Genomic DNA, 12482 nt, shown 5'->3' on the forward strand with positions numbered 1-12482 from the left:
ATCGAGGAGCCGACCGGGCCATTGGCGCCCGGCAGGCTTCGCAGACGCGGGCGACATCAAGCTCCCCAACGCTTGAAGACGAGGCTGGCGTTCACGCCGCCGAAGCCGAAACCGTTGGCCATCGCGTGAACGATCGGCATGTGCCGCGGCGCATCGTGCACGATGTCCAGGCCCTCGGCGAGTGCGTCCGGCTGTTCGAGGTTCAGCGTCATCGGGACGACCTGATCGCGCAAGGCCAGGGCGGTGAAGATCGCCGCTACGCCACCGGCCGCGCCCAGCAAGTGGCCCGTCGCCGACTTGGTGGAGGTGATGGCGAGCGGGACGTCGACGCCGAACAGGTCGCGCACCGCGGCCAATTCGCCCAGGTCGCCGACCGGCGTCGAGGTCGCGTGAGCGTTGAGATGCTGCAGGTCGGACGCGGTCAGGCCGGCCTGCGTCAGCGCCGCCTGCATCGAGCGTCGCGCGCCGCTGCCGTCTTCGGGGCCGGAGGTAATGTGAAACGCGTCGGCGCTGGTGCCATACCCAATGAGTTCGACCAAGGGGGCGGCGCCGCGCGCAAGCGCGTGCTCGAGCGATTCGATCACCAGCATGCCGGCGCCTTCGCCCATCACGAAACCGTCGCGAGTCCGGTCGAAGGGCCGCGATGCGCGGGTCGGCGTGTCATTGAAGCCGGTGGACAAGGTCTTCGCTGCGGCGAAGGCGCCCAGGCTGACGCGATCGATTGCGGCCTCGGCGCCACCGCACACCGCGATGTCGGCCTCGCCGCAGCGGATCAGCCGCGCCGCGTCGCCGATGGCCTGGATGCTCGCGGCACAAGCCGTCACCGGGGCGCCCATTGGCCCCTTCAGGCCGTGCCTGATCGACACGTGGCCTGCGGCAAGGTTGACGAGGAACGAGGGAATCGTGAATGGCGACAGACGCTTCGGTCCGCGCATCTCGGTCGTCCGCACCGCGCCCGCGATCGCCGGAAATCCACCGATGCCCGACGCGATGACCGTGGCTGTGCGCTGCTGGGACGCTTCGTCGGCCGGAGCCCATTGCGCCTGCGCGAGTGCCTCTTGCGCGGCGGCGAGCGCGAAGGCGATGAAGCGGTCAATCTTGCGCTGGTCCTTGGTCGACACGAAGCGGTCGATGTCGAAGCCGCCGCACGCATCCTCGTGCACATCGGGCACCACACCGCCCACGCGGGCCGCGATGTCCGCCGTCATCGCATCCGGCAGCAGGCGCAAGCCTGACTGGCCGGCCAGCAGCCGCTGCCACACCAGTTCGACTCCGCAACCCAGCGGCGAGACCATTCCCATGCCGGTGACGACGATTCGGCGGTTCGCAGTGGGCGTGATGTGCATGGATTCTGTCCTGGTCGATCTATTGATGATGATCGACATCATACAGTATTGAGTATGATTGTCATCAACACGCAATGCCATGCGCACGAAAGGATCTTCATGAAAGTCTCGAAAACGCAGGTGGCCGAAAACCGCCTGGCCATCCTGCAGGCCGCGGCCCGGCTGTACCGCGAGCGCGGTTTCACCGGCGTGGGGGTGGCCGACATCACACGCGAGGCCGGGCTCACCCACGGCGGGCTGTACCGGCACTTCGAATCGAAGGACGCGCTGGCGGCCGAGGCCGCGGAATACGCGTTCGAGTGGAAACTCTCCGAGCTGGAGACACCGGATGCCGATGCGAACACCGACGCCGACGGGTTCCTTCGAACTGGAGTCGCGAATTACTTGTCGCCGCAGCATCGCGACAGCATCGGCCAGGGCTGCCCGGTGGCCGCGCTCGCGGCAGACGCGGCACGCGAAACGGGTGCGATCGCGGACGCTTTCGCCCAAGGCATCGGGCGCTACATGACGCTATTCGCGCAGCGGAGGCCCGATGGCACCGAGGCTGCGCAGATCGAACCCGAGGACCGGGTTCGCGCAATTTCGATGCTGTCGACAATGGTGGGCGGGTTGATCCTCGCCCGAGCCACCGCGCGGGGATTGCCGGCGCTATCGGACGAGATTCTCGCGACCTTGCGCGATCATCTTGCGGCCACATGGGGCCTCGATGAAGTCAACGTCGACGGGCGCGACTAGAAATCAATCGCCGAAGGGGCGAATCCCCCCGAACCACACCCCGTCCGGTGAACTCGCCCCCTTCCGGTTTCCGCTCAAACGGACGCGTTCCGGTTCGCCTCGATCACCGTCAACGCCGTCATGTTGACGATCCGCCGCACCGTCGCACTGGACGTCAGAATATTCACCGGCGCGTTGACGCCCAGCAGGAACGGTCCCACCGCCACATTGCTGCCCGCCTCCGTCTTGAGCAGGTTGTAAGCGATATTCCCCGCGTCCACGTTCGGGCACACGAGCAGGTTCGCCGCCCCCTTCAGCGGCGACATCGGCAGCAGCCTCGACCGCAAGCCTTCGTCGAGCGCACAGTCGCCATGCATCTCGCCGTCCGCCTCGATATCGGGCGCCTGCTCCCGGATGATCTCCAGCGCCCGGCGCATCTTCACGCCCGACGCCGCACTCCCCGACCCGAAGTTCGACCGCGACAGCAACGCCGCCTTCGGCGTGAGGTTCAGCCATTCCATCTGACGAGCCGCCGCGATCGTGAATTCCGCGATCTGCTCGGCATCGGGATTGTCGTTGACGTGCGTGTCCACCAGCGCGACCGTCCGCTGATCGAGCAACAGGATGTTCATCGCCGCATACGTGGACGCACCCGGCTTCCTGCCGATCACCTCGTCGACGAACCGCAGGTGGTTGTGATATTCGCCGACCGTGCCGCAAATCATCCCGTCCGCATCGCCGAGCCGCACCATCATCGCGCCGATCAGCGTCAGGCGGCGCCGCATCTCGACCCGCGCCATTTCCTTCGAGATGCCGTCCCGGCAGCGCAGCTCCCAATACGTCGTCCAGTACTGCGGGAACCGCTCGTCGTACTCGGGGTTCGTCACCTCGACATCCTGGCCGAGCCGGATCCGCAAGCCGAACCGTTCGATGCGCGCCAGCAGCACTTCCGGGCGCCCGACCAGGATCGGACGCGCCAGCTTCTCGTCGACGATCACCTGCACCGCGCGGAGCACGCGTTCGTCCTCGCCTTCGGTGAAGACGATCCGTGCCTTGCCGCCGTCACGCACCAGCCGGCGCGCCGTCGCGAACAGCGGCTTCATGAACGCGCCGGAGTGGTAGACGAATTGCTGCAGTTGCTCGACATACGCGTCGAGATCCGTCAGCGGGCGCTTCGCCACGCCGCCCTCCATCGCCGCCTTCGCCACGGCCGGCGCGATACGGACGATCAGGCGCGGGTCGAACGGCTTCGGAATCAGGTATTGCGCGCCGAACGCCACGTCGTACGCGCCATAAGCCGCCGCGACGACTTCGTTCTGCTCTTCCTCGGCCAGCCCCGCGATCGCGTGCACCGCGGCGATCTCCATTTCGCGGGTGATCGTCGTCGCGCCCACGTCCAGCGCGCCGCGGAAGATGTACGGGAAGCAGAGGACGTTGTTCACCTGGTTCGGGTAGTCCGAGCGGCCCGTCGCGATGACGACGTCGTCGCGCGTCGCGTGCGCCAGTTCCGGGAAGATTTCCGGCGTGGGATTGGCCAGCGCCAGAATCAGCGGGCGCGGCGCCATCTCCTTCAGCATCTCGGCACTCAGGATGCCGCCGACCGACAGGCCCAGGAACACGTCCGCGCCGCCGATGACGTCGGCCAGCTTGCGCGCATCGGTTTCCTGCGCAAAGCGCGACTTCGCCGGGTCCATCAGCGCGGTGCGCCCGCGATAGACGACGCCTTCGATATCGGTCACCCAGACGTTCTCGACCGGCAGCCCGAGGTCGACCAGCAGGTCCAGGCAGGCCAGCGCGGCGGCCCCTGCGCCCGACGTCACGACCTTCACTTCGGAAATCGACTTCCCGACGACCTTCAGCCCGTTGATGAACGCGGCGGACACGGTGATGGCGGTGCCGTGCTGATCGTCATGGAAGACCGGGATCTTCATGCGTTCGCGCAGCTTCTGCTCGACCGTGAAGCATTCGGGCGCCTTGATGTCCTCGAGGTTGATGCCGCCGAAGGTGGGCTCGAGGCCCGCGATGATGTCGACCAGCTTGTCCGGATCGGTTTCGTTGATCTCGATGTCGAAGACGTCGATCCCCGCGAACTTCTTGAAGAGCACGGCCTTGCCTTCCATGACCGGCTTGGACGCGAGCGGGCCGATGTTGCCGAGACCCAGCACGGCCGTGCCGTTCGTGATCACGCCGACCAGGTTGCCGCGGCTGGTGAAGCGGTGCGCCTGCAGCGGATCGGCGGCGATGGCCTCGCACACGCCCGCCACGCCCGGCGTGTACGCCAGCGCGAGATCGCGCTGCGTCACGAGCGGCTTGCTGGCGACGACCGAGATCTTTCCCGGGGTCGGAAATTCGTGATAGTCGAACGCTGCCTGCTGCTGTGTCTCAGTCTGTTTCATGTTTTTCGATCCGGGCACGGGCGCCAGGCCAGTCCCGGCGCGATCCATGAAGGTGATTCTAGGGATCCGCCATAAGGTGATGATTCTGTTTTAATATCGCTCCATCACTTTTTCATGATGAATACGTGACCAGTCAATGACTTTTGACGCGAACGACGTGGTCAGGCGGCTGGGCGCGCGCCTGAAGATGCGGCACCTGGTGCTGTTGCTGCAGATTCAGCAGCACGGGTCGCTGACGCGCGTCGCGGAGCACATGGCCAGCAGCCAGCCGGCCGTGACGAACGCGCTGTCCGAGCTGGAGAGCATGTTCGGCACGCCGCTCTTCGAACGCTCGTCGCGCGGCATGCGGCCTACCGCGCTCGGCGCGGTCGTGCTCGAGCGGGCGAAGGCGATGATCAAGGATCTCGACCACCTCGCCCGAGAAATGGAGGCCGTCGCCGCCGGGCATGCGGCCCACCTGCACATCGGCGTGATTCCGTTCATTTCCGGGCAGATGCTGTCGGCGGCGCTCAAGCGGTTGCAGGCGCGCATGGAACGGCGCCTGACCGTGACGATTCACGAAGGCACCAGCGATCAGCTCCTGCTGCAACTCAAGGACCACAGCGTCGACATCGTGATCGGGCGGGCGTCGTCGGCGATCGACCTGGGGCAGGTTTCCTTCGAAGTGCTGTACCAGCAGCAGCCGCGCATGATCGCGAGCCGGCGTCTTGCCGCGAAACTGGCCCGCACCGCGCTGGACTGGCACAAGCTGCACGCGCTCGACTGGATTCTCGGCGCCCCGCATACGCCGATGCGGGAACAGGTCACCGACCTGTTCCTGTCGGCCGGCATCCCGCCGCCCGTGCCGATCGTCGAAAGCTACTCGTCCAAGCTGATCGGCGAGATGATCGCGTCGAGCGACGAGGCCGTATCGATCGTGCCCGCCGACATCGCGGAAGAACTGGTGCGGATCGCCGGCGTGGCGATCGTGCCGTACTCGCTGGTCTGGACGCTCCCGCCCATCGCGCTCTTTACCCGCGCCGCCGATTCGCGCTCGCCGGCGCGCGATCTCCTGGTCGACGCGTTGCGCGAGGTATGCAGGGAGACTTACGGGGAAGCGCAGCGATGAGGCTGCGGGCGGCCGCCTGAACGGCGGTTTGCCCCCGCCGGCAACCCACGCGCGTGGCGGCAGAGGCTCGCCGCACCGGCAGCGCGCTACTTGCTGGCGGCGAGGTGACGCAGAATGTCCGCACGCTCGGCGCTCAACACATGATCCGAGCCCTCGCCGCGGTCATAACGCTTCGCGGTGCGGTAGGAAAACCGCTTCCTGTACTGCCCGATGGCGGGATCGAACGTCCACGCGTCGACGACGAAAAAGTGCTTGCCGAAATGATCCTCGTCGTCGGCCCACACGAAGTCCGCCCGAACGAACACCGGATAGGGCGACACGTCCGGCACCTTCCACATCGCGCGATCGGCCGTCTCCGTCTGGGTGACTTCCGGCATCAGGTTCTCGATCTTGCCGTTCGCGCCATAACGCAATATCGCCACGCGCTCCAGCATCCCGCTGCCACCGCCGGAAAACATCCCCGAGAAGAACACCCACGAGCCGCCCGACGCAATCGGCAGCCGCTCGGACCGCGGCATCAGTCCGAACTGGTAAAGCTCCTTCGACGAATGGGGAACCGGCTCGGGCGGCATCTCGAAGCACGGCGCACGATCGGGGAGCACGCAGAGTTTCACGCCGGATAGCGGAAGCCCGTCCGAATCCTGCCGGCCCTCCGCCTGGGTGAAACGCGGGAATGCCGGTTCGCTCGGGGCGGCCTGCGCACCCGCGATGCCGGCGACGGAAATGCCCAGGATCACCCCGAGCGACTTGACGACCCTGCGCATGCACCTGCCCTCTCTCTCATGTTTTGATAGCCGCGAATTGTCGATGATCCGGCCGCTTCTGTCGAACGGGCGGTTGCGGCCGGCGCTGCGCCGATGTGCAGCCCGTCGGCGCGATTCGCGAGATAGCGCCGGTTCAACTCGTCCGGCGTCCATGTGTTGCTGTGGCTGAAGCCCAGCGCGGCGAGCCTCGCGGCCTCGTCGAGATACATCGTCACGCCGAGCCAGCTGATCAGCGCCGGTTTCATTCCCTGCGCCGCTTGCGGAGAACAACCTCCAGCATCTCGGCCGGCGAAAGCTCCCGCCCGTCGTATCCGGCGCCGAAGTAGGCCTCGGGCCAGAAGATGAGGTCCGAAATGCGGTCATCGCCGGTGTTGACCGACAGACATCGAACCCAGTAATCGACAAGCGCCTCGTCGCCTCGACATCCCCATACGGCATCCAGCAATTCCAGCAGCTCCGGTTCCGACAGATCGGTCGGCACGGTATGCCAGTCGATTGCCAGTCGCTTCGCAAATCCGTCGGCACTCGTCGAGCCAAACGCGCCGAGCACGTCGATTTGATCGACGTCCTCGCCAAGCAATCGGGAAATCTGCTGCAACTCCGCTACGTAACCGCGTCCGTTCTCGTGCAGTTGAAACACGGCTCTTGTCAGCGGCAGCAGGTGTCGAAGCTTGTCGTGGTCGACGGGGTCGCGCAGTTCGGCTCGCATGCGTGTTCTCGGGGTACGGCGGTTGGTTGAGGTATCCAGGTGGATTTGCCGAGGTTCCAGTTGAACGCTAAACAGCGGGTTTCTCGTACAGCGACCAGACAATCCCGTCCGATTTCAACCCCACGCGAATGAAGCCAAGCGACTCGTAGTAAGCGCAGAGCGTCACGTTTTCGACGGCGCAATCGAGCCGGACAAAATGCCGGTTCAAGCTGCTCACCTTGCGAGCGCACCAGTCGAGCATGAAACCGCCGAGCCCGAGCCCGTTGAAGCCTTGCCGCACGCAAAGCCCGTGCACGTAACCGGCGATCGGCGCCTGCGGCCCCCAGTGCCGGTCTTCGCCGAAGCCGAGCGAGAACGTTCCGGCCAACGCGCCGTCCAGCTCGACGACATACACGTCCTTTTCAGAAACGTTGCTCCGTACCCACTGCTCGGAAAATCCGTCACCTTCCTTGCCCCACGCATGGTCGCCGTACGTGAGCTTCTTCGCATGTGCGTCGTTCCGGATCCGGGTCAGCGCCGGTACGTCGTCTGCCGTTGCCCTGCGGATTTTTTTCGAAGTCATCGTCCGTTTCTCCGTGGCGTCTTCACGTCGCGGCTCGACAGCCGTCATCCCGCCAAGCCGTATTTTCGACCGCGGGCACTCGCCCGGTCAGCCGAAGGCACGACGCTCTCATGAAGCTGCCGCCTGGAACCAGCGCGTACACGGGCCCGTGTAAATGAGCACGGTCGCGATCGCATTGGCGAGAAAGCCCACTTCGATCAGGCTCAGCCTGAAAGGGAGCCCCATCACGAGAAGGGCCATCGTCGTGACGACCGTGAGCCCCAGTTCCAGCACACGCGCCAGTTTTTGTCGCTGGCACAGGCCCACGATCAGGCTCGCGTTCAGCAAAAGCCAGAAAGCCTGGATGATCCCGACCATCGCAGCGCCTTTGCGCATGAGCGCGGCTTTCGCCGCGGGGACTTCGCCAGCCTGGTCGAAACCCAGCATCGTGAGCCAGACGGCGAATCCGGCCTCGATGAGCCAGACGATCGTGAAGAGCGCGATGGCGTGACGGATCTGCAGCGGTGCGTCGGCGCGAAACGCCGGCATGGCCTTCAACTTGCCGATTGGCATCGTCTCTTTCAGGAAGCTTGCGCTCCCCGCCCCGGATTGTGTTCGTATCGTATTTGCCGCTTGTCGATTTCACGACGCAGCGAGTTTCGGCCGAGTGTAGTCCATCCGCAATCGCCACAGACGCGTACGCGCACGCACGCCGAACACGCCTCTAGTGCGAAGCATTCAAGCCCTGCCGGAGAGCCTCATAGATCCCCGCGCCGGCATCAACGATGAACAGGAGTGCAATGGCGACGCACGCAACGCGCCCGATACCGCGCAGGCGCGTCACGCCGCCATACAGCCCGACAGCGCCGACGCAAAGCGTCACGGGCCAGTAGATGGCCCCCATAAGAATCACGATGACGGGAAAAGGCAGGTCAATGGCGATGTCACTCATCCCGGAAAGCTCCGTTGCTCGCATGAAGCATGCGTTCGCTCATCGATTCGACGGCATCGGTCGACCGCCGTCCATCCGCACATGACCTTGCAAGCCGCCTCGCCGCCCCATGCTGCCCGACAGGGCATCACCCCTGCGCCTGATGACACACCACCTCGATATTGTGCCCATCCGGCCCGATGACAAACGCCGCGTAGTAGTTCGCGTGATAATGCGGCCGCAGCCCCGGCGCGCCATTGTCCTTCCCGCCCGCCTCCAGCGCCGCGCGATAGAACGCATCGACCTGCTGCCGGTCGTCGGCCACGAACGCGATGTGAAGATGCGCCGGCCTCTCCGACGTCTGGAACAGGCACAACGATGGTTTGCCAGGCGGGGACATCTCGATGCCGTACGACGGATCGCCCTCACCCACCACCACGACGCCAAGCGGTTCAAGTGCGCTGAGGAAAAACGTCTTGCTGGCTGCAAAGTCGCTCACGCCGAATTTGACATGGTCAAACATGACTCCCCCTTCGGATGGATGGGTCTGCCGGCACCCTGATCGGATGTGCAAATCACCGCGATGTTGCCACATGCAGCGATCGGTGGCACACCTGCCCGCCCTCGAACAAAAAAGCCCGACACGGTCGGGCCAACGAGCGAGATACAAGGAGAATCCCGCTCCCCCCTCATCGAGCGGTCATACCGCGCTGGCTGACGTCATGATGATCCGGGCAATAGCCGACGATCACACACGACGTTGCGACCGATTGTCGATCGTCAGGCTTCCATGAAAGGGTTCGGAAAGAATGACTATTGCGAAACGGGGGTGCCGGATGACGCATTCGCCGGCAGGGTCGGGAGCGGAACGGCCGGTGGCGCCCGCCCGAAAAAATTGGCCCGCACCTGAAAGCACGGGCCAAGCCGAGAACACACAACACCTTGGGGGGGTATCAAGGCGAGACCAGTCTAGCCCGAGTCGCCGGAAAGAAAATTTCAGGCCACATTACAGCTATTACTCCATATAACGAAGCATCGGCCGCCGCCGTGTGCGGGCCAAGGGGCGACACATCGTCCGCGAGCGCGTGCGGCATCGCGGCGTGCCGTTCGCCGGTGTTGCTTCGGGCGGGCGACGGATGTAGTCGTGCCTCGGAATGCCTTGCCGCCTTCCCCTCAAACGCGGGCACCATCGAAGCTGGCGGTATCGCCATTCGTGCAAGCCGCGGACACCGCACTCACGCGCTGCAACGGGTCAGCGCGCGCCGGACAGATGCAGCGTGAACCACTCCACCGCCGCCCGGCTCGTTTCGTCGAAATGCTCGATATACGGCGTGAAATGCCCGCCCTTGATCTGGAGCAGGCGCTTCGGCTCCAGCGCGTTTTCCCACGCCTTGAGGCACAGGTCGGTTGGCGTCAGCAGATCCTCGTTGGCCACGATCATCAGCAACGGGGTTGGCGAGATGCGATCGACATACTGGCCCGGTTCGTTCTCGCGCGACATCTCGGCGCTGCGCAGCGTCACTTCGTTTTTCCAGTTCGGCGCACACCGCGCCGCCGACTCGGTGAAGAACCGGTACGCATCCACGCCCGCCATCGCGCAGGCTGTCGCGGGGTCCGCGCTGACTGCCGGCAACATCGCCGGCACGCCGCCCGCGAATCGCTGCCGGCGATCTTCATCGAAGCGAGCCAGCGCCGCGGGCACCAGATCGGAACGCGTGCGGCGCAACGCCGACTGATATCCGCTGATCGTCGGCACCTGCGAAACCACGCATTTGACGCGCCGGTCGATGGCCGCGACTTCGAGCACGTGGCCGCCGCTGTAGCTGGTGCCCCAGATGCCGATGCGTGCGGCATCGACGTCCGGGCGCGTCAGCAGATAGCTGATCGCATCGCGATAGCCGCGCTTCTGCTGCACGGGGTCGATCTCCTGACGCGGATACCCGTCGCTCGCGCCGAAATTCCGGTGATCGTAGAGCAGCACGCCGAAACCGCCGGCGGCAAACACCTCGGCGTAGCGGTCCAGATACTGTTCCTTCACGCCGGAGAAGCCGTGCGCCATCACGATGGCCGGATACGCTTGCGTACCGGCGATGCGCTGCGCCGGTTCGTAATACCAGCCTCGCAGCGTGGCGGCTTCGGACAGGAATTCGATGTCGTGTCGCGTCATGTCGGCTTGCCTCGTTCGGTCAGTGGATTCGATGACCGACACGATAAGCGTGCACGCCGCGCCCCGCGTTTGCCGGAAGGACGTTTGCTACGCGGAATCGGACAGTTTCGCGTACGCGCTGGGCGTCATGCCGGCAAACCGGCGAAACACGGTCGAGAAGGCGCTCGTGGTTTCGTAGCCGAGTTCGGCCGCGACGGCGATCACGGAGCGTCCCGAGGCCAGCAGCGGGCGCGCGGCCGAAATCCTCGCCTGCTGGCGCCATTGGCTGAACGACAGCCCGGTTTCGGCGGTGAACAACCGGGCCAGTGTCCGGCTCGACGCACCGACTTCGTCGGCCCATTCCGTCAGCGTTCGCTGATCGGCCGGATTCGCGAGCATCGCGTCGCAGACCCGGGCAAGACGCCGGTCCCGGCCGGACGGAAGCCGCAACGGCTGCTCGGGAGACCACTCGATTTCGGCGAGCATGAGCTGGATGACGAGCGCGTCGCGTCCGTCGGGATCGACCTCGACCGGGAACGACGACGCACGCACGATCAACTCGCGCAGCAGCGGCGAAACGTTGACCAGGCTCGGCTGATCCGGGTACGCGGATCGGCAGGCTCGCGGGTCGACGTAGGCGGTGCGCATTTCGAGTTGCCCGTGTGCGCGCATCGCGTGCGGCAGGTCGGGCGGAATCCAGAGTGCGCGATGCGGCGGGATCATCCACAGCGACCGGCAGGCGATGACTTCGGCAATGCCTGTCGTGGTGTAGACGAGTTGCGCGCGCGTGTGCCGATGCTCCGCGACGACGAAGCCGTCGGGAAATGCTTTCGGCATGACGGCCGCGATAGCCGGTGCATTCTGGTAGTCGCGCGGGTCGGTACTCTTCGTGACGGGTGCGATGCCGGCCCGCTTCGGATCTGCCGCGTCGCCGTGCCCGATCGCTTTACCGTGGCCGCGCCTTTCGACCTTCATCGCTCGTCCTTTCATGTGTGCGGAATCGCCGGCGCGTGGGACCCGGCGAACCGGACGGATGATACGGGAATGTCGGAATGAAGCAGCAAATCGGCAACCCGATCTCACCGCTGTAGCGCAAACTCGACAAGCAGCGCCGGACTTCCGATGTCGGCAGTTTCAGCAGCATGCCGCACGACCTTGGAAGTTCGATTCCGTGCTGCTATCGTTGTGCACGCAATTAATTTTCCGGAGCAGCCGATCCATGCCCTTGATCTTGCGCCGAGCCGTGGCGGCTGATGCCGCGGCGGTGGCTGACGTGTATCTGCGGTCGCGCAACGCGCTCGCATCCTACGCGCCGCTCGCGCACTCCGAAGCCGCCGTCCGCGACTGGATTGCCAACGTACTTGTCCCGTCGGGCAACGTGACCGTTGCCATGTACGACGATCGCATCGTCGGCATGGCCGCACACGTCATCGCTGACGGTGCGGCATGGCTCGACCAGTTGTACGTGTGCCCCGAATTCAAACGACAAGGGATCGGTTCCGCCCTCCTGGAATCGGTGAAGTCGCAGACGGTTGGCAAGCTCCAGCTCTATACGTTCCAGATGAATCGCGATGCGGCCGCGTTTTATGAGCGGCATGGATTCGTTGCCATTGCATATAACGACGGAAGCAGGAACGAGGAAGGTTGTCCCGATGTGTTGTATTGCCTGACGCGGTAGCTTCCGTCCGCATGCTCCACGTCGCCGGTCCGTCAATTGCCGGCTGGCTTTCCTGGCATTTGCGTCGCATAAAGCGGCGCCCTGGCCATCGGCTCATGCGTCCCGCACACACAAGAACGAACCGGCTCCCGATGCGCCACAGGCCGCTG

General features: G+C 65.0%; 13 protein-coding genes. 3 read left to right on the top strand and 10 right to left on the bottom strand.

Going from position 1 to position 12482, the window contains the following annotated elements; translation table 11 throughout:
* Positions 1–56: 56 nt before the first annotated feature.
* The gene (gene fabF / locus E9536_RS29575; protein WP_027790701.1) at positions 57–1346 is read right to left on the bottom strand and encodes a beta-ketoacyl-ACP synthase II; all 1290 of its coding nucleotides are present in this window, start codon (positions 1344–1346) and stop codon (positions 57–59) included.
* A 99-nt stretch (positions 1347–1445) separates the two neighbouring features.
* On the opposite strand from fabF, the gene E9536_RS29580 reads away from it, so the two are divergent.
* Entirely contained in the window at positions 1446–2081 is a 636-nt protein-coding gene (locus E9536_RS29580) for a TetR/AcrR family transcriptional regulator (protein ID WP_027790700.1), read from the top strand.
* Positions 2082–2155: 74 nt separating this feature from the next.
* On the opposite strand, the gene E9536_RS29585 is transcribed toward E9536_RS29580, so the two are convergent.
* Positions 2156–4456 carry an NADP-dependent malic enzyme gene (locus E9536_RS29585; protein ID WP_027790699.1) on the bottom strand — a complete coding sequence of 767 codons (2301 nt, stop codon included), beginning with the start codon at positions 4454–4456 and terminating at the stop codon, positions 2156–2158.
* 136 nt (positions 4457–4592) lie between these two features.
* On the opposite strand from E9536_RS29585, the gene E9536_RS29590 reads away from it, so the two are divergent.
* Positions 4593–5564 carry a LysR substrate-binding domain-containing protein gene (locus E9536_RS29590; RefSeq protein ID WP_021156700.1) on the top strand — a complete coding sequence of 324 codons (972 nt, stop codon included), beginning with the start codon at positions 4593–4595 and terminating at the stop codon, positions 5562–5564.
* Between the two features lie 86 nt (positions 5565–5650).
* On the opposite strand, the gene E9536_RS29595 is transcribed toward E9536_RS29590, so the two are convergent.
* From E9536_RS29595 to E9536_RS29635, 8 genes are all read right to left on the bottom strand, one after another.
* Complete coding sequence (locus tag E9536_RS29595; RefSeq protein WP_247873529.1) at positions 5651–6481, bottom strand: hypothetical protein; 831 nt, start codon at positions 6479–6481, stop codon at positions 5651–5653.
* Positions 6482–6569: 88 nt separating this feature from the next.
* The gene (locus tag E9536_RS29605) at positions 6570–7037 is read right to left on the bottom strand and encodes a hypothetical protein (protein ID WP_134256435.1); all 468 of its coding nucleotides are present in this window, start codon (positions 7035–7037) and stop codon (positions 6570–6572) included.
* Between the two features lie 67 nt (positions 7038–7104).
* On the bottom strand, positions 7105–7647 hold the full coding sequence (locus tag E9536_RS29610; RefSeq protein ID WP_247873530.1) for a GNAT family N-acetyltransferase: 543 nt from the start codon (positions 7645–7647) through the stop codon (positions 7105–7107).
* 60 nt (positions 7648–7707) lie between these two features.
* Positions 7708–8151: a hypothetical protein gene (locus tag E9536_RS29615; RefSeq protein ID WP_136471730.1), complete on the bottom strand. Its 444-nt coding sequence runs from the start codon at positions 8149–8151 to the stop codon at positions 7708–7710.
* A 151-nt stretch (positions 8152–8302) separates the two neighbouring features.
* Complete coding sequence (locus tag E9536_RS29620) at positions 8303–8530, bottom strand: hypothetical protein (protein WP_136471732.1); 228 nt, start codon at positions 8528–8530, stop codon at positions 8303–8305.
* Positions 8531–8657: 127 nt separating this feature from the next.
* Positions 8658–9032 carry a VOC family protein gene (locus tag E9536_RS29625; RefSeq protein WP_060197547.1) on the bottom strand — a complete coding sequence of 125 codons (375 nt, stop codon included), beginning with the start codon at positions 9030–9032 and terminating at the stop codon, positions 8658–8660.
* A gap of 729 nt (positions 9033–9761) precedes the next feature.
* Positions 9762–10676, bottom strand: coding sequence for an alpha/beta hydrolase (locus tag E9536_RS29630; protein ID WP_136471734.1), 915 nt, complete (start codon positions 10674–10676; stop codon positions 9762–9764).
* A gap of 87 nt (positions 10677–10763) precedes the next feature.
* Entirely contained in the window at positions 10764–11630 is an 867-nt protein-coding gene (locus E9536_RS29635; RefSeq protein WP_136471736.1) for a helix-turn-helix transcriptional regulator, read from the bottom strand.
* A 244-nt stretch (positions 11631–11874) separates the two neighbouring features.
* Between E9536_RS29635 and E9536_RS29640 the strand changes: the two genes are divergently transcribed.
* Complete coding sequence (locus tag E9536_RS29640) at positions 11875–12333, top strand: GNAT family N-acetyltransferase (protein WP_059692848.1); 459 nt, start codon at positions 11875–11877, stop codon at positions 12331–12333.
* Positions 12334–12482: the final 149 nt, after the last annotated feature.

It is taken from the genome of Burkholderia sp. LS-044 (assembly GCF_004803625.1).
GTDB lineage: Bacteria > Pseudomonadota > Gammaproteobacteria > Burkholderiales > Burkholderiaceae > Burkholderia > Burkholderia cepacia.